Origin of the sequence: Leptolyngbya sp. FACHB-711 (genome assembly GCF_014695615.1) — a bacterium.
Lineage (GTDB): Bacteria > Cyanobacteriota > Cyanobacteriia > Elainellales > Elainellaceae > Leptolyngbya_A.
The window spans coordinates 12,123-30,182 of sequence record NZ_JACJOR010000434.1 but is presented as its reverse complement, the minus strand read 5'-3'; the positions used below and the strand labels follow the sequence as shown (position 1 = coordinate 30,182).

General features: G+C 53.6%; 16 protein-coding genes. 10 read left to right on the top strand and 6 right to left on the bottom strand.

Going from position 1 to position 18,060, the window contains the following annotated elements:
- Window positions 1-417: 417 nt before the first annotated feature.
- From H6F80_RS19360 to H6F80_RS19325, 8 genes are all read left to right on the top strand, one after another.
- Window positions 418-1,617, top strand: a complete 1,200-nt coding sequence (locus H6F80_RS19360; protein WP_190793156.1) for a BMP family ABC transporter substrate-binding protein — start codon at window positions 418-420, stop codon at window positions 1,615-1,617.
- A gap of 221 nt (window positions 1,618-1,838) precedes the next feature.
- Window positions 1,839-2,933: an ABC transporter permease gene (locus H6F80_RS19355; protein WP_190793155.1), complete on the top strand. Its 1,095-nt coding sequence runs from the start codon at window positions 1,839-1,841 to the stop codon at window positions 2,931-2,933.
- Window positions 2,934-2,962: 29 nt separating this feature from the next.
- Window positions 2,963-3,898, top strand: a complete 936-nt coding sequence (locus H6F80_RS19350; protein WP_190793154.1) for an ABC transporter permease — start codon at window positions 2,963-2,965, stop codon at window positions 3,896-3,898.
- A 47-nt stretch (window positions 3,899-3,945) separates the two neighbouring features.
- Window positions 3,946-4,968, top strand: a complete 1,023-nt coding sequence (locus H6F80_RS19345; protein WP_190793153.1) for a formamidase — start codon at window positions 3,946-3,948, stop codon at window positions 4,966-4,968.
- 307 nt (window positions 4,969-5,275) lie between these two features.
- Entirely contained in the window at window positions 5,276-5,983 is a 708-nt protein-coding gene (gene biuH, locus H6F80_RS19340) for a biuret amidohydrolase (protein ID WP_190793152.1), read from the top strand.
- A 38-nt stretch (window positions 5,984-6,021) separates the two neighbouring features.
- Entirely contained in the window at window positions 6,022-7,572 is a 1,551-nt protein-coding gene (locus H6F80_RS19335) for an ABC transporter ATP-binding protein (protein WP_190793151.1), read from the top strand.
- A 91-nt stretch (window positions 7,573-7,663) separates the two neighbouring features.
- The gene (locus H6F80_RS19330; protein WP_242067454.1) at window positions 7,664-8,281 is read left to right on the top strand and encodes a LysE family translocator; all 618 of its coding nucleotides are present in this window, start codon (window positions 7,664-7,666) and stop codon (window positions 8,279-8,281) included.
- Between the two features lie 21 nt (window positions 8,282-8,302).
- Window positions 8,303-8,992 (top strand): cysteine hydrolase family protein, encoded by a 690-nt coding sequence (locus tag H6F80_RS19325; protein ID WP_190793149.1) that lies wholly within the window; start codon window positions 8,303-8,305, stop codon window positions 8,990-8,992.
- A gap of 138 nt (window positions 8,993-9,130) precedes the next feature.
- On the opposite strand, the gene H6F80_RS19320 is transcribed toward H6F80_RS19325, so the two are convergent.
- The 3 genes from H6F80_RS19320 to H6F80_RS19310 all read right to left on the bottom strand — a co-directional run bounded on the left by H6F80_RS19320 (window position 9,131) and on the right by H6F80_RS19310 (window position 11,242).
- Window positions 9,131-9,589, bottom strand: coding sequence for an EVE domain-containing protein (locus H6F80_RS19320; protein ID WP_190793148.1), 459 nt, complete (start codon window positions 9,587-9,589; stop codon window positions 9,131-9,133).
- Window positions 9,590-9,639: 50 nt separating this feature from the next.
- Window positions 9,640-10,182, bottom strand: coding sequence for a late competence development ComFB family protein (locus H6F80_RS19315; protein ID WP_190793147.1), 543 nt, complete (start codon window positions 10,180-10,182; stop codon window positions 9,640-9,642).
- Between the two features lie 163 nt (window positions 10,183-10,345).
- Window positions 10,346-11,242 (bottom strand): M23 family metallopeptidase, encoded by an 897-nt coding sequence (locus tag H6F80_RS19310; RefSeq protein ID WP_190793146.1) that lies wholly within the window; start codon window positions 11,240-11,242, stop codon window positions 10,346-10,348.
- A 178-nt stretch (window positions 11,243-11,420) separates the two neighbouring features.
- On the opposite strand from H6F80_RS19310, the gene H6F80_RS19305 reads away from it, so the two are divergent.
- The gene (locus H6F80_RS19305) at window positions 11,421-13,802 is read left to right on the top strand and encodes a cation:proton antiporter domain-containing protein (protein ID WP_190793145.1); all 2,382 of its coding nucleotides are present in this window, start codon (window positions 11,421-11,423) and stop codon (window positions 13,800-13,802) included.
- 33 nt (window positions 13,803-13,835) lie between these two features.
- Here H6F80_RS19305 and H6F80_RS19300 read toward each other — a convergent pair whose 3' ends face one another.
- Entirely contained in the window at window positions 13,836-14,051 is a 216-nt protein-coding gene (locus H6F80_RS19300) for an Hfq-related RNA-binding protein (RefSeq protein ID WP_190793144.1), read from the bottom strand.
- Between the two features lie 215 nt (window positions 14,052-14,266).
- On the opposite strand from H6F80_RS19300, the gene dapF reads away from it, so the two are divergent.
- Window positions 14,267-15,121 (top strand): diaminopimelate epimerase, encoded by an 855-nt coding sequence (dapF, locus tag H6F80_RS19295; RefSeq protein ID WP_190793143.1) that lies wholly within the window; start codon window positions 14,267-14,269, stop codon window positions 15,119-15,121.
- A 182-nt stretch (window positions 15,122-15,303) separates the two neighbouring features.
- On the opposite strand, the gene gap is transcribed toward dapF, so the two are convergent.
- Both gap and H6F80_RS19285 read right to left on the bottom strand, forming a co-directional pair.
- Window positions 15,304-16,329: a type I glyceraldehyde-3-phosphate dehydrogenase gene (gene gap / locus H6F80_RS19290; protein ID WP_190793159.1), complete on the bottom strand. Its 1,026-nt coding sequence runs from the start codon at window positions 16,327-16,329 to the stop codon at window positions 15,304-15,306.
- A gap of 253 nt (window positions 16,330-16,582) precedes the next feature.
- Window positions 16,583-18,034, bottom strand: a complete 1,452-nt coding sequence (locus H6F80_RS19285) for a phospholipase D-like domain-containing protein (protein ID WP_347277902.1) — start codon at window positions 18,032-18,034, stop codon at window positions 16,583-16,585.
- Window positions 18,035-18,060 lie beyond the last annotated feature (26 nt).

The following is an 18,060-nucleotide window of genomic DNA, read 5'->3' as shown; positions in this document are numbered from 1 at the left end:
AGGATTCTGAATTACTGCCTATTCGATTACCTAACGGGGAACCGCTGCGATCGTTTCTGGATAAGGATTTACTGTCTCCTCTTTTAGATTGTGCTCTCTGCTACCGAATCTCACTCTGCTTTAGAGGATAACGAACAAGGACAGCATAAATATAATGCTGCTGTAGAAATGTCTGGATACAGCAGTGTGGGGTCAGGCTTTGAAAGAGGTTGCCATGAGCCCTGTGAGGTCGGAATGAGAGCGAGGCAAAGCAGTTTCCCTTAAGGGCAATTGGCTGAAAAAAAGTCGCGTCGGGCGATCGGCGAGAAGAGTTTAGGGAAGCTCTAATCCTGAAACCATAACAGTGAATCGGGACAACAGGCAGTCGGGAACAAGTTTGTCGGGATCAGTATTGCAAGCACATTGGAGATTGGGCTAGTGAGTAGTAAAAAGTATTTTGGTCTATCGCGTCGTCAGGTTGTTCGGGGTCTGCTAGCAACCACTGCCTTTGGCATCACTGCAAAGTTGGGCACGGGCTGTAGTCCGTCTGGCACAACGAATCAGGCCAGTGTGGGTGGCAGTGCAGCCGGGGGCGCTGAGGAATTGCCCGTTGGTTTTATCTACGTCGGCCCCAAGGATGACTATGGCTATAACCAGGCACATGCCCAAGGCGCGGCAGGCACGGCGAAGGCAGTCCCAGGTGTAAAGCTGCTCGAAGAAGCAAATGTGCCTGAAACCACAGCCGTTGCTGAATCAATGCGCAACATGATCGATATCGACGGCGCGAAGGTGCTGTTTCCAACCTCCTTTGGCTATTTTGATCCCCACATTCTCAAGATGGCAGCGGAATACCCAGATGTACAGTTCTTCCACGCAGGCGGGCTCTACAAAGAAGGGACGCATCCCAAGAATGTCGGCAGCTATTTTGGCTACATCGATGAAGCGCAATATGTGGCAGGTGTTGTTGCCGCACTGACTTCGAAGACGGGCAAACTGGGCTTCATTGGGGCAAAGCCGATTCCGCAAGTACTACGAAACATCAACAGTTTTACCCTGGGAGCGCGGAGCGTCAAGCCGTCTGCCACGACGCAGGTGGTCTTCACAGGCAACTGGGCAGAGCCGATCAAAGAAGCCGAAGCCGCAAACAGCATGGCAGACCAGGGCATTGACGTGATCACCTGCCACGTGGATAGCCCCAAAGTTGTGATGGAAACCGCCGAAAAGCGCGGCATTTTCTCTTCGGGCTACCATGCTAATCAGTCTGCGCTGGCTCCCAAAGGCTATCTTACGGGCGCAGAGTGGGACTGGACGAATATCTACTCGCGCATCACTCAGGATGTGAAAGCAGGCAAAACCCTCAGCGATGGCAGCATTCCCCATCTACTGCGGGGCGGCTTGAAAGATGGATTCTGTAAAGTTTCAGACTATGGTCCGGCAGTCAGCTCGGAAACAAAGCAAAAAGCCGATGCCGTGAAAGCCCAGTTTATGGACGGCAGCATGGTCATTTATAAGGGCGGACTGAAGGACAACAAAGGCAATGTGATTATCCCTGCCGGACAGGACCAAAAGCAGCAAGATCCCAAACTGGAGGAAATGAACTACCTCGTGGAAGGAGTGATTGGGTCGATCGGCAGCTAATCAAGCCTCTGCTCGGTTAGTAGGTTGTAGTCGCAGGATGGGTTAACGCAGTGTAACGCCTCACCCGCCAAGCATTAACGCACCCTTACAGATCGTGGGATACATCCAAACAAGCCCGCTTTTTTATCGCTTGGAAGACCGATGGGTTAGGCATTGCCGTAACGCATCCTGTGAGACTTCAGAACTCAACATTTCACTCAGTTATCATTTCCCTTAACCCTATGCAAAGTTGGCGAAGAACGCTCGAAGCAGTCTGTTTGCCGATCGCTGCCATTCTGGTGGGGCTGCTGCTGTTTGGTGTCTTTTGTACGGCAGTGGGCGCAAACCCGATCGCCGTGTATGGTTCGATCTGGAAATCTGCCTTTGGTCGATGGAATACGTTTCAAAATACGCTGATCCGGGCGGCTCCGCTGATGCTGTCGTCCCTCTGTACTGCCTTACCCGCTCGACTCGGACTGGTGATCATTGGCAACGAAGGGGCACTCGTGGTCGGCGGACTGGCGGCAGTGGCGATCGGTTTAGGACTGGGAACCTCGGTTGCGCCCACAATCGTTCAAATTGGCATGGCGATCGCAGGCATGATCGCAGGTGGTATCTGGATTGCGATTGCAGGTGGGCTGCGCCACTACCGCGCGGTAAATGAAACGATTAGCAGTTTGTTGCTGAACTATATTGCGATCGCCCTGCTGAGTCATCTGGTGGGCGGACCGATGCGCGACCCCAACTCGCTCAACAAACCCTCGACCTATCCCTTGGCAGAAGTGAATATGCTAAGCGTGATTCCGGGAATGCGAGTTCACTGGGGCTTGGTGTTTGGCGTGATCGCCTGCATCATTACCTATTTTCTAATGCAGCGCACGGTGTTTGGCTTCGCGGCACGCACGGCAGGCGGCAACATTCGAGCGGCGCGGATTGCAGGTCTTCCCGTCGGCAAGCTGACGCTGATGGTGTGCTTTCTGGCAGGAGCCTGTGCTGGACTCGCAGGCATGGTGGAAGTCGCAGCCGTGCAGGGCGCAGCGAATGAATCCCTGAACGTCGGGTATGGCTATGGCGGCATTCTCGTCGCGTTTGCGGCAAGACACAATCCCTTAGCAGCGGTGCTGGTGTCGCTGCTAGTGGGCGGCATTCTGGCAAGCGGCGGCATTCTTCAGCGTGCCCACAATCTACCCGATGCCACCGTGCTGGTGTTCCAGGGGATTATCTTCCTTTGCGTGCTGTACAGCGATTCCCTATTTGGCAAGTTTGCCTTTTTTAAGGAGCGTCCGGCTTCCCCGCCCCCTGCCCCGACTGTGCAAAGTCCCACTGTTCCCACCTGAACCCCGCAGCATCTAAAAGGAGTCGATCGATGACTACAGAAGTTACGCAGGCACTTGGCTGGTGGGGCGTTCCGCTGGCGATCATTGCAGGAACCATGCGCGGCGGCACACCCTTTCTGTTTGTCAGCCTGGGAGAATGCCTGACCGAAAAGAGCGGCAAAATTAACCTTGGCTTAGAAGGAACGCTGCTGCTGGGTGCAATGGCGGCTTACGGCACATCCTATCTCACAGGTTCGCCCTGGCTGGGAGTGCTAGCGGCAGGATTAGCAGGAGCGTTTCTGGGCTGCATTCACGGCTGGCTATCGCAGCAGTTTCGGGTCAACGATGTGGCGGTCGGCATTGCCATGATTATTTTTGGCAGCGGACTCGCTTTTTTCTTTGGAAAGCCGTTTATTCAGCCTTCTGCACCGCAGTTGCCCACCTTTAATCTGGGAGCCTGGAGCGGTAATCCGGCAGTACAGTCTGCGCTGGCAGTTAGTCCTTTGTTTTTGCTGGGGCTGGCGATCGCTCCTGTAATGCGCTGGTTTTTTCGATCGACCCGCTGGGGCCTCTACATCCGGGCAGCCGGGGATAGCCCTGAGGCAGCGAAAGCAATGGGCATCTCGATTTTCAAAGTGCGGCTAATCAGCGTGATTGTTGGCAGTTTTCTCGCAGGCATCGGCGGCGCGGCACTATCGCTCTACTATCCGGGCGTGTGGACAGAGCGCATTTCAAGCGGACAAGGCTTGATGGCGGTCGCGCTGGTGATTTTCGCCCGCTGGAATCCAGTCAACTGTCTCTGGGCTTCGCTGCTGTTTGGCGGCGCACAGGCGCTTGGACCGGCCCTGCAATCGGTGGGCATCAAGGAAGGCTATTACCTGTTCAATGCCGCGCCCTATGTACTGACGTTGTTCATTATGATCTTCACCTGCTCTCCCAAACGATCGCTCTTTGGCGCACCAGGGGCATTGGGCATGGAGAATTAGCGGGGCGATCGATCGAATTCATTCTTGTAACTCTGAGGAATCCAATCATGAGTGGACTGGGTGGCTTAAACAAAACTCCGAATGGTGTCGTGATGGGACTGGTGCAGCTTCAGCTTCCCGTCGTCGTCACGCCCGCTGATCTGGCAGCGCAAACGCAGCGCATCTGCCACATGGTGGCAAAAGCAAGACGAAATATGCCGACGATGGATCTGGTGGTCTTCCCGGAATATTCGCTGCATGGGCTCTCAATGGACACTAATCCAGAAATCATGTGTCGGCTGGATGGCGCAGAAGTTGGGGCATTTCAGCAAGCCTGCCGCGACAACAAAATCTGGGGCTGCTTCTCGATCATGGAATACAATCCGCAGGGCAACCCCTACAACAGCGGCATCATCATTGACGACAAAGGCGAACTTAAGCTCTACTACCGTAAGCTGCATCCCTGGGTTCCGGTTGAACCTTGGGAGCCAGGCAATTTAGGAATTCCGGTCTGTGAGGGACCCAATGGCAGCACGATCGCCCTTATCATCTGCCACGATGGAATGTTCCCCGAAATGGCGCGAGAATGTGCCTACAAAGGCGCAGAAATCATGATTCGCACCGCAGGCTACACAGCTCCAATTCGCCACTCCTGGCAAATCACCAACCAAGCAAACGCTTTCTGTAATCTGATGTACACCGCTTCGGTCTGTATGTGTGGCAGCGACGGCACGTTTGACTCGATGGGCGAAGGAATGTTTGTCAACTTCGACGGCACGCCGCTCGTGATGGGCAGCCACCGCCCGGATGAGATTATTACCGCAGAACTGCGCCCCGATCTGGTACGCGAAGCCCGTCAGCAATGGAGCGTCGAAAATAACATCTACCAGTTCGGACATCGTGGCTATGTGGCAGTTAAAGGCGGCGCACAGGACTGCCCCTACACCTATATGCAGGATCTTGTTAACGGCAACTATCGCCTTCCCTGGGAAGATTCAGTCGTCCACACCGACGGCACATCCTGTGGCTTTCCCGCTCCCACCCGCACCTACGAAGGAATGCCTGCTTCGGTTCCAGAGCCTTCTCACTAACAGAAATCTCCAGGGAAGATGTTTCAAAAAGGGATGATCCTGACCCGCGCCGCCCCCTTCGTTTCCCAATTCTGGGGGGAACCGAACCAATGCAGGCATTCCTTTTGTAACAGGTAGCTTGTAACAGGCAGTTCTAACTGTTTCAAAGTCCCCCAAAGTTGGAGGATTTAGGGGGCAATGTAGAACCGCTAATCCCATCTAACCCCTGCTTAGTCCGATCGCCCCCAAAGCCCTGAAACCCATACGTTACGCTTCGCTAACCCATCCTACGAACTAAAACTTCTGCCAACTAAAACTTTTGCCAACTATGGGTATCTTCCTCCCCGCCGACCCTTATCCCTACCCCTACAACGGTGACTTCCGCCCTGCTAACACCGCCCTGATTATCATCGATATGCAGATCGACTTCTGTGGTGAAGGTGGTTACGTCGATCGTATGGGCTATGATTTGTCCCTCACCCGTGCACCGATCGCCCCTCTCCAGCGATTGCTTAAAACCATGCGCGAAGCGGGCTTTCACATTATCCATACCCGCGAAGGACACCGCCCCGATCTATCTGATCTGCCGGAGAACAAGCAGTGGCGATCGCGGCAAATCGGTGCAGGCATCGGTGATCCCGGACCCTGCGGCAAAATCCTGGTTAGAGGCGAACCTGGCTGGGAAATTATCCCCGAACTTGCTCCCCTTCCCGGCGAACCGATCATCGATAAACCGGGCAAAGGCTCCTTCTACGCGACCGATCTGGATCTGCTGCTGAAGCGCAAAGGTATCCAAAACCTGATTCTCACGGGCATCACCACTGATGTCTGCGTCCACACAACGATGCGCGAAGCAAACGATCGCGGCTACGAATGCCTTATCCTCTCCGACTGCACAGGTGCAACCGACTATGGCAACTACCTCGCTGCCCTCAAAATGGTGACGATGCAGGGCGGGGTCTTCGGTGCGGTCTCCACCTCCGAGGCTGTCCTGGAAGCGATCGAATCCTCCATCCTCCTTTCCGTCTCCCCCTAACTCCCCTCTCTCCCTGAATCCATTCCCCCACTGACCCCATGACAACCACTATCTCTGCCCTTGAATCGATCGCCGAAACCGAAAAACCCCCCGAACTCGAAGTCGTTAATATGACCAAACGATTCGGGAGCTTGGTTGCCCTCGATCGCGTCTCCCTCTCGCTCAAATCCGGCACATTCCATGCGTTGTTGGGCGAAAACGGAGCCGGAAAAAGTACGCTTGTGAAGTGCATTATGGGCTTTTACCGCGCTGATGAAGGCGGAGTGCTGCTTCAAAAACAGGCGCGATCGATCGAGAGTCCGCGCGATGCCCAGCGATACCACATTGGCATGGTGTACCAGCATTTCACGTCGGTTCCGGCGATGACCGTGGCAGAAAATCTGGTGCTGTCCCAGGCACACGGTTCGCGGCTGATCAACTGGAAACAGGAGTTCGATCGCCTGCAAGCATTTATGGATTGTGCCCCATTCCAGGTTCCGCTCGATTTGCCGATCGCCCAGCTTGCTGCTGGACAAAAGCAGAAGCTTGAGATCCTAAAGCAGCTTTACTTGAAGAACAAAATCCTGATTCTGGATGAGCCGACTTCGGTGCTGACCCCCGACGAAGCGGATGAAGTGCTGGGGCTGATTCGCCAGGAAGTAACCGCCGGAAAGCTGAGTGTGCTGCTGATTAGCCACAAGTTCCGGGAAGTGACCGCCTTTGCCGATGAAGTGACCGTGCTTCGCAAAGGCAAGTTTGCCGGACATGGCTATGTTTCTGACCTGACCGTGGCAGACATGGCAGAAATGATGATGGGGGAACGTCGCGAACCGCGAGAAGTGCCCAAAACGCCTCAGGAACAGAAAACTCCTGTGCTGCAAATCATCGATCTGCACGCAGATAAAGACAGCGGCGTCGAAGCGGTCAAAGGAGTCAACCTGACCGTTCACAAAGGCGAAATCGTCGGCATTGCAGGCGTATCGGGTAACGGACAGAAAGAACTGGTGGAAGTGCTGGCAGGTCAGCGATCGGCAACCGCAGGACAGGTGCTAGTCAACGGAAAACCCTACCGCGCCACCCGCACTGACATTGCCCAGCAGGGCGTTTTTGTGCTGCCCGAAGAACCCCTTCGCAATGCTTGTGTGCCTCACATGAGTGTGGCTGAAAACATGGCACTCCGCACCTTCGATCGCCCCCCGCAATCCAAAGGCATCATGCTCATTCTGCGGGCAATTCGGCAGGCGGCAGTCGGGCTGATTCAACAGTTCTCTGTCAAAACCCCTTCTCCCGAAACGCCAATTCACAATCTCTCCGGCGGCAATGTGCAAAGAGCAGTCCTGGCACGAGAGTTATCTTCAGAGCAAATCAATCTGCTGATTGCGGCAAACCCTTGCTTTGGCTTAGATTTCTCTGCTGTCGAATTCATTCATGCCCAGATCGTTGAAGCCCGAAATCGCGGTGTCGCGGTTCTACTGGTTAGCGAAGACCTGGACGAGTTGCTCACCCTCTCCGATCGCCTTATCGTGATCAGCGGCGGACAGTTCGCCTACGAAAGTCCCACTGCTACTGCCGATTTTGCCCAAATCAGCCACAGCATGGCAGGACACTAACCCTAACCCTCTAAATTCCTCCCCCTCCATCTCTCCATCCTCATCCATGTCCCTTCCCCCCACCTCCCTCCTTCTCTTCTCCCTGGCTGCCATGACCCTTGCCCTCATCCCCGGGCCTGCAACGCTCTACATTGTGGCGCGAGGCATTCATCAGGGACGATTAGCAGGCATTGTCTCATCCTGGGGCATTGCTTCGGGGAATCTGGTGCATATTGCGGCAGCCGCACTCGGGATCTCAACATTGCTGCTGTCCTCTGCTCTGGCGTTTAGCGTCGTTAAATATTTGGGTGCGGCGTATTTGATCTATCTGGGAATTCAGCAGTTCCTCGATCGATCGCCTCAAAGGGGGAATGGCTTCCCATCGCCTGACCCCACCCTCCAAACGCCAAAACCCCAAAGCCTTAAACAAATCTTTGCTCAGGGATTCGTCGTCAACGCCCTGAACCCGAAAGCCGCTCTGTTCTTTGTCGCGTTTTTGCCGCAGTTCATCGATCCAACGAGAAGTGTTTTGGCGCAGGTGCTGTTCTTGGGTGCAGTGTTCACCCTTGTTGCTAACGTAATCGACAGCGGTTATGCCCTCATTTCAGGAACGCTGGGTGGCTGGCTCAGCCAAAATCGCCGCTTTCGTAAAACGCAAAAGTATGTCGCAGGTGGAACCTACATTGGGCTGGGTATGGCAACCGCTCTGACAGGTTCTCCCAGCAAATAAAGTTTCTTTTCTGGAAACAATATGACCTTAATTAATGCACAGCCCTATCCGTACAGCCTTCCTGATGAATTAAATCGTCTGGCACTTGTAATCATTGACATGCAGCGCGATTTCTTAGAGCCGGGCGGCTTCGGTGATGCCTTGGGTAACGATGTCACGCGACTTCAGGCGATCGTCCCTACGCTCAAATCGCTGCTGACCTGTTTTCGGGAAAACCGTCTACCTATAATTCACACGCTGGAATGTCATCGACCAGATTTATCCGACTGTCCTTTGGCAAAGCGCGATCGAGGAAAAGGCACACTCAAGATCGGCGACGCGGGACCCATGGGACGTATTCTGATCGCAGATGAACCGGGAAATGCCATTATTCCAGAGCTTCAGCCGCTCCCTGACGAAATTGTGATTCAAAAGCCTGGAAAAGGCGCATTTTACGCGACGCCGCTTCAGTCGATTTTGCAGGAGCGCGGCATTACCCATTTGCTGTTTACAGGGGTTACAACCGAAGTCTGTGTGCAAACGACGATGCGCGAAGCCAACGATCGCGGCTATGAATGCCTGATGGTTGAAGACTGCACCGAAAGCTATTTCCCCGAATTTAAGCAGGCGACGCTAGAAATGGTTCGCGCTCAAGGAGGTATCGTTGGCTGGACAGCGATCGCTTCAGCCGTGATGACAGGACTCCAAACCGCAAGAACCGCAATGGTTTGATTGAATCACGTCTGAAAATTCTGATTACCTTGCTTGCTCAAAGCTTCCCAAAGTTTGGAATTTAGGGGCGATGCAGGGTTTCCGATACTTCTTAAACAGCTTCCAAAAGCCAGTCAATCAAAAGCTAGTGAACTGTGCCTAAACGATCTGCACCTGACTCAGAATTTTTTGCGCGATCGCCCTTTCCACCGGCATGACTGACAATCGATTTCCCTGACGAATAACCGAGAGTTCTTCGGGGGTGAACTGCTGCCGCAGCATTTCCAGGCTGAGGATTTGGGTAAACTTTTTTTCAAACTCCACCTGAACGGTTTGCCAGCGGGGACTGTCGGGGGTTGACTTGGGATCGTAATATTCGCTTTGCGGATCAAACTGAGTGGGATCAGCGAGATTCACTTGTACGACTTGCATCAGCCCCACGATGCCGGGAGGCGTGGTATTGGAGTGATAGAAAAACACCCGATCGCCCACCTGCATCGACCGCATAAAATTACGCGCCTGGTAGTTTCGCACCCCGTCCCACAGGGATTGGTGATCACGTTTTAGGTCGTCAATGCCGTAGACCGACGGCTCAGATTTCATTAACCAGTAATTCATGCAGTCGTTTACAGCCCGTGCAGGATCAGAATGGCATCCAGATCATGGCATTAAGATGCTTTTGCCTCAAACTGATAGGCATAGGTCTTGAGCAGGTCGCTCACCTGGTCTAAAAGTTCTCTACCGCTATTTTTAGCGATTGCCTGTCGCTCTGGGAAGAAGACAGGCTGATTCAGGTTGCAAGCGATCGCCTCTTTGACTTGCTCTTCAATCAGGGGTTGAAGCTCCTCTCTGGCACGGAACCGCTGATAGTCTGCGCCTTCTTCGGTGGTTGCATAGAGCGGCGGCAGGCGGTTGAGCGCGTAGGCAGCAATATCGCCCAGATCGAGGGTGCAATCGCTGGCAGCTTCGATTTCAGCAACGCGGGCGATCGCTTCCGTGAGCACTAGCTCTTCCATCAAGTTAATAAACTGCTTGCGCGGCACTGCCACCACTTCTCCGGTGAGTAAGGCTCCCATTAAGCGATCGAGTGCCATGTACTCTTCGATCGACAGTTCAGCCGTCGTATCGCAGATGCGCCCCACTTCAGCCTCCATTGCAGGCGTGAGATAGCCATCTTCAAGAGCCTGTTCAACAATTTTCTCGATACTCATAGAATTCTTCCTGGAAATGCGGTAGTTTCAGCCTGGTATTTCAATTCGAGCCGTTATTGAGTTGATCGCGAGCTGCTTGAAAGCTTGCTGTGCTTCTAGCTTGCCCGCCTCCTAACAAAAATCACATCGCTAAAAACCGCATTCAGTGAAGATTAAATGAGCATTACTCAAAGCCCGTGTATCGCCAAGGCACGGGATCTACGGACTCGCCATGCACATTTAGCCCCCAGTGCAGATTTGGTCCTGTTGCCGATCCGGTTGCGCCCAGTGCGCCAATGCGCTGACCTGACTGCACAAAGTCGCCTTCTTTCACGTCGATCCGGCTGAGGTGAATAAAGATGCTCGTCACTCCCTGACCGTGATCAATGCCGATCGTATTGCCGTGCAGCCGAAAACCCTCAGCTTCACGCCCGACCAGCGCAACTCGCCCCGCCGCTGGAGCCACTACCGGATCACCTGTGGGAGCGGCGTAATCTACGCCCCGGTGATAGTAGTCCTGAGCAAACTCGCCATTATAGTAGCGGCGAACTCCGTACACGGACGTAATTTCCCCCTGGTTCGGACGCACAAATGCTCCGTTCCAGAATTTCTGCGGAGAGACGATCGCCTTAAACGCATCCACTCGATCGAATTCAGCATTCGTGCCATCGGAGCCGCCGCCGCTCACCCAGATACTCTGACTCGGAAACGATCGACTGCGGAGCTGGACTGCCAGATTTTGCACGGCATCGCCTGCTTTCACCTGGATCGTCAATTGTCCGGGACGATCGAGCGGCGTGGTTGCCAAGAGTGCCCGGTAGCGGTTATTGCCGATCGCAAAGGTGGGATAAGTTTTTTGCTGAAAAGTGACGGTGGGAACAGTTGCCCCATCGCCCTGCACAACAACGGAAAGGGTATCGCCAAGCTGAGGATTGGTTGGAGTGATCTGCGCCTGGATTGCGTGCGCCGGAGTCGAAAGCCAGAGAACGATCGCCGCACTGCTCAGCAAAATTCCAAGCTGAAGCCGAAATTTCCACAGAAAACGCCGAACTAAGCCAGCGCGAGAAACAAGGTAGGACATAGGGTGTGAGGAGGGATAGGGCATTTTGGACAGAAGATTAGCATTTTTGCCCCAGAGTTCCAACCAGAATGCAGGTTTTATCACGCAATCCTTGTAAGGGAGATCCCCAGGGCACGGAAAAGTCTGTATGCTTTAGATTAAAAGACTTTAACTTTTTTCTCACTCTGATAAGAAACCTGTGCAAGAAGACTTTCGGCTGATTGTCGATTTGGTGGTGGTACTTGCGGCTGCGGCAGGCGGGGGGCTGCTGGCGGCATTACTGAGACAGCCCGTGCTGCTTGGGTATTTGCTAGGTGGAGCGATCGTTGGTCCAGCGGGACTCGGCTTGGTGAAAGAACTAATTCAGGTGGAAACCCTGGCACAGTTTGGCGCGGCGTTTCTGCTGTTTGCGCTGGGCGTTGAGTTTTCCTTTGCGGAGCTGAAAAAAGTTCAGGGCATTAGTCTGGGCGGCGGCGGTCTGCAAATTCTCACCACAATCCTAGTGACGACACTGGTGGCGATCGGTGTGGGCTGGGTGGAGTCTCCAACCCAGGGAGTCTTTTTAGGCGCGATTTTGTCGCTGTCTTCGACGGCAGTGGTGCTGAAGTGCCTGATGGAAAAGGGTGAAACCGAAACCGCTCACGGGCGCGTCATGCTGGGAATTCTGGTCGTGCAGGATCTCGCACTGGGGCTAATGCTGGCGGTGTTGCCCGCGCTTAACCGTCCGTCTGAGGAAATTGGGCTGGCAGTGGGCATTGCCCTGCTGAAAACGGCTCTGATTGCGGGTGGGGCGATCGTTGCCGGGATCTGGCTGATTCCTCCCCTGCTGCGCCTTCTGGCAAAAACCGAAAGCCGCGAACTCTTTCTGCTGGGGGTAGTTGCCCTCTGTCTCGGCATTGCGCTGATGACTGAGTATCTGGGGCTATCGATCGAGATGGGAGCGTTCATCGCTGGACTCATGATCTCGGAGGTGGAATACGCCGACCAGACGCTCACCTACGTGGAGCCGATTCGGGATATTTTTGCCAGTCTGTTTTTTGCGGCGATTGGGATGCTGATCGACCCAGTGTTTATCTGGAACAACCTGGAGCTGATTCTGGGACTGGTGACGATCGTGTTTATTGGCAAATTCCTGATTGTAACCCCGCTGGTTCGCGCTTTCCGCTATCCGCTAAAAACCTCGCTAATTGTGGGACTGGGGCTATCGCAGATCGGGGAATTTTCCTTTGTGCTTGCCAGTAAGGGTCAGGTTTTGGGATTAGTTTCTCGCCGTGTCTATTTGCTGATTCTGGGAACGACTGCGGTAACGCTGGTGATTACGCCCTTTGTGCTGCGCCTGGTGCCTCAGTTGGTCGTTTGGGCAGATGCAGTTCCCTGGTTGAAAGCGTTGCTGGATGGGGGCGAGGAGCCAATGGAGGTGCCTGAGAATCTGCCGCGACAGGGGCATCTAGTGATTTGTGGCTATGGTGGTATCGGGCGAAATATTTTGCAGCTTTTGCAAAGCCATGACCAGTCTGTGGTGGTGATCGACCAGTCGGAGCAGGTGATTCAGCAGCTTCGGGACGCGGGAATTCCTTATGTTTATGGCAATGCTGCCAGTTTGCATGTGCTGGAGGCTGCCGGAGTCGAGCAGGCAAAAGGATTGGCGATCGCCCTTCCTGACCCGATGAGCATTCGCCTCACGATTAAGCGTGCCTTGGAACTCGCGCCGGATCTGGATATCGTTGTGCGAGCAAACCAGGATAAGGATATTGAACTGCTGTATCAGCTTGGCGCAAAAGAAGTGGTGCAGCCAGAATTTGAAGCAAGCCTGGAGCTATCCAGCCATCTTCTGACTGGGCTGGGCATCCCCCTGCCGATTATTCAGCGCGAGGCACAGCAAATTCGCAGCTCCCACTATCTCGATCTGCGATCGGAGCGATCGCCCCGTCAAGTGTCGCATGATTTGGAAGTGGCAGCCAGAGATATGAACAGCAAGTGGGTCAGTCTACCTGCCGGGTCACCCTTAGCCGGAATGACGCTGGAAGAAACCAATTTGCGCCGCCTTACAGGAGTCAGTCTGATGGCAATTCGTCGCGCCCACGGCGAAGAAATTGACTATCCAGAACCCAAAACTATTATCGAAGAAGGCGATCGGCTTTTGATAGTCGGCGAACCAAGTGAGCTGGTAGCACTGACTGAATTGGCACGAGGCGAGGCAGCAATTCCGACCGAGAATGCGTCCTGTCAGTGGCTGCTGGTTCCTGAAGACAGCCCGGTGGTTGGCAAAACGCTGGCAGATCTGCATATCCGCAGACAGTTTGGCATTCTAGTGCAGGCAATCCGGCGCGAAGGTAAGTTCATCAGCTTTCCCCACGGCGAGAGCGACCTGCAAATTGGCGATCGGCTTCTCCTATGTGGTAAGTTTCATGCTCTGGCTGAAGCGAGTCGGTGGATTGCTCCCAGCCGCTCTGAAGCCTCGGTGCTGCCAATCTCGGCTGCGTCGCAGTTCTCCGACGGGACAATCGCCAATACACCTGTGGCAGAACTGCTATCGATCGATGTACCCCTAACAGAAGAAGAGTCTAAGCTCTCGGCCTAAGGGAGACAAAGCCTGTGTCGATTATGGATAACTCTACGCTTTCGGCTTCAGGTAAACGATCGCCTGCTTCCAGATAATAGTTGGCTGATCGTAGTGGTCTACCAGACAAATGCAGTCGGTATCCTGCCAGCGAATCTTGCCCACAAGCAGATCTTTGGTGCTGATCATAATTTCGACTTCGCTCGTTTCGCGGATCAGGCTTTGAATCTGGCGGACACTTGGTAATCCAGTAGGCAGGTCGGTAGTCATAAAAAAGTGGGGCTAATACGATCGATGATGTGTTTATTCTAAGTTTCCCGTTTTATAAAACCCAGATTCACCGCAAAAATACAAATTTTCGTTACCGTCTTTCCCTTCTCTTGGTCTGAATTGGGTCAGAATCCTGTTTGTGCAACAATAACTTTTGATCCTGATTACTCGACAGGAGACGCATCACCTCCTGCAATTTCTAACCGGAGTCGCCCATGACCTCTCAGTTTGCGAAATATCACGGCTTAGGCAATGACTTTATTTTGGTGGACAATCGCCACCAGAGCGAACCCTGCATTACGCCAGAGCAGGCGGTGAAGTGGTGCGATCGGCACTTTGGAATTGGTGCAGACGGCGTAATTTTTGCGCTACCCGGACAGGGCGACACTGATTACACCATGCGAATTTTTAACTCAGACGGCTCTGAGCCTGAGATGTGCGGCAACGGGATTCGCTGTTTGGCTCGTTTCATTGCCGATCTGGAAGGACGCTCCGCGACGGATACAATCGCCTATCAGATTCATACCCTCGCAGGCGTGATCATCCCTAAACTGGAAGCCGATGGACGGGTGACGGTGGACATGGGGCTACCACGCTTGCTGGCAAAGGAAATTCCTACAACGCTAGCGGAAGCAGAAGAAAAGGTGATTAGTCGATCGCTTGAAGTGGCAGGGCAAACCTGGGAAGTCACCTGTGTCAGCATGGGCAATCCTCACTGCATCACCTTTGTTGACGATGTGGCCGCAGTTCCTCTAGCGGTGATCGGGCCTCAGTTTGAGCATCATTCGGTATTCCCTCAACGCACCAATACCGAGTTTATTGAATTCGTGAAGTCTGACTATCTAAAAATGCGCGTCTGGGAGCGAGGAGCTGGGATCACACTGGCTTGTGGAACTGGAGCCTGTGCGTCGCTGGTGGCAGGCGTGCTGACTGAACGATGCGATCGCCGCGCAACGGTGGAACTGCCGGGTGGCTGTTTAGAAATTGAATGGTCTGCGGCAGACGATCGGCTATATATGACTGGACCCGCAGAATTAGTGTTTACAGGGGAAATGGGCTATCCCAGTTAAATTGCATTAAATTGCGACCTGACGCGGTGTAAGCTCGCTCAGCATAGCGATCCCCCTAGAGAAGTGATGAAAAAAGGCGATCGTCCCACAAGTAGCGATCGCCTTCTGCATAGAAATTAGATTTTTCCTGCGTTCTAGCCTGGCTCTGCAATACGACAACGGCTAACGCGAGCTAAGTAAGCCTAGAGCAAGCCTTCTTTGCCTGCCATCGACAGCATTAAATCAATCACGCGGCAAGAGTAGCCCCACTCGTTGTCATACCAGGACACAACCTTGAAGAAATTGGGATTGAGCTGGATTCCTGCCCCGGCATCAAAAATGCTGGAATGGGGATCGGTGATGAAATCGCTTGAGACCACTTCCTCAGTGGTGTAGCCAAGAATGCCTGCCAGCTCGCCTTCGGCTGCCGCTTTGACTGCTGCGCAAATCTCCTCATAGCTGGTGGATTTCTCAGTTTTGAAGGTCAGGTCTACGACAGACACATCGGGCGTGCCGACGCGCAGTGCCATTCCGGTGAGCTTGCCTTTGAGGGCAGGCAGTACCAGCGTGACAGCTTTTGCGGCTCCGGTGGAGGCAGGAATGATGTTTTGGGTCGCTCCCCGTCCACCGCGCCAGTCCTTTTTGCTGGGACCATCGACCGTCGGCTGAGTGGCAGTCATCGAGTGAATGGTGGTCATCAAGCCTTCTGCCAGCCCGAAGTTTTCATGGATGACTCTGGCAACGGGAGCAAGGCAGTTGGTGGTGCAGCTTGCGTTGGAGACGATCGTATCCTTTGCGGGGTCAAACTCCTGATGATTGACGCCGACCACAAACGTTTTCACTTGATCCGGGTCTTTAGTGGGAGCTGAGATAATCACCCGCTTCGCGCCTGCCTGTAGATGCTTGGATGCCCCATCGTGGGTCGTGAAAAGCCCGGTTGACTCCACCACATAATCCGCACCCAGCTTGCCCCAAGGCAGTTCTGCGGGATCGCGCATCGCCATACAGGGAATAAATTTGCCGTCTACGACAATGCCGTCTTCTTTTGCCTCAACTGTGCCGTCATAGCGACCGTGGGTGGAGTCATATTTCAGCAAATACGCCAGGTTGTCCGGCGGAACCAGATCGTTAATGCCGACAAATTCAATGTTCGGGTTTTTCGCGCCTGCCCGAAAGACGAGTCGCCCAATGCGACCAAAGCCGTTAATTCCCACTTTAACGGGCATGATTCAATCTCCTTGTAACTAAGTTCTTCTCGTTAAGTTCACAGTCAAGCTTTTGATCAGGCTTACAGTCTCAAAGCTTTGAGTCAATCGATACTGATTTAGTTTTTGCAGCGACGATCGTTCTTTTCTCAAGCCTTCTTTTCTTATGTAAGATTGCCAGCAGTCTAACATCTGCTGATTTATAGACATCTGGCTCTCTTAATTTCCTTTAGATTTTCAGGCGATCGATTAATACTCTGGAGGAATTTGCATTCGATCAGGTCTGCACTCGACACTGTTCCCGCTCCCGGAGTCTGCGCTGAAGGGAGGGCGATCGACCTAAGATTGCGGTGCTGTAAAGGCGATCGAACTCGCGCTGAAAGTGGGCTGCGACGGTAGGATTGTCAATGACCAACAGCGTTTCGTCGTTTGTGGCGTTTGCGGCTTCACTCCAGTTTTGCGATCCCGTAATGATCCAGCGGCGATCGATAATGCCGACTTTGTGGTGCAAGATATCGCCGCGTGTCAGAGCTGGAATGCCGACGGTATTGATCCCCGGCTTCCAAGGGCGATTTCCGACTTCGGTACGGCAGTTTTTGTCCGGTAGCGAAACGCCCATCAAGTCTAGTCCCTCGCTGTATTCCCGAAAAGCAAACTGGGGATCGATCAGAGCGCGAATTTGGACTCCCCGCTGACGATCGGCTTCCAGAATATTGCTCAGTTGCTGATCTGAGAACACAAACAGAGCTAGGTCAACGGCTTGAGTCGCTTGGCTGAGGGCACGACCGATCAGCCCATTCCCGCTCTGTTGCCAGGGTTGACGAGTCGAAGTGGGCGAAAACTGCACGGTGATTGAGGAATTGGGAGCAAGGGAAATAGTTTGCGGCGGACGGTAGAGCTTTTTTAAGCCAAACTTGCGACTGGTGGGGGTGCCGTTTCCCCACATCTGGTTAAATTCCTGGGTGAAGAGTTGAGCGACTCTGCCGCTCTGGATTTTGAGTAGATGGTTTGCGTTGCCTAAACTTTCTGGCGTGAGGAAATCCCCGTGAGCCTCGCTCCATGACCAGTTCACTGATCCCGTCAGCACCATTTGCCCGTCGATCACCAGGAACTTGTGGTGCATCAAGCCACTGCCGCGCGAACCGTCTTGCATGTCATCAATCAGGGGAATTTTGGCGGTTTCGAGCATCCCGATCGCATCGCGCTGCGCCAGTTCTTCAGGGGCAAGCTGACCGTCTCGATTCAGATCGACTAACTGCACAAACTCCTGATATTTCTTCTGGGCGCGATCGTCTAACCGAGAAACCTGCTGGGGTGTAAGTTTGCTCAGGGATTGGCGATATTCATGTTCCACAATCACCCGTACTGGAACGCCTGCCTGCTGCCGCGCAATTAAGGCCTGAGCAATTTTCGGCAGATTAAACTCTTGCACTGCCAGATCTACAGAGACTTGAGCTGAATCGATCGCCTCCACAATCACCTGTTCGAGGTCATCGCCCAATCGCTGCTGCTGTCGATAAGGTTCTGTGTAAAACGAGGATTGTGACTGATTGAAATACACCTGAATAATCGGATCTTGCGGCAGGGGCGGCAAAGGGGGACGAAAGGCAGCGACCGGACGACGGGCAGAGACGAGCCACACGAGCAGTAGCCCCAACCCAAACAAAACCAACCCGCGAAACCAGAGCGAATTCAGCAGACGTGAAGGAGGAGGTGAAGGAAGAGGCACGATGCAGACCCGACAAAACATCCTGC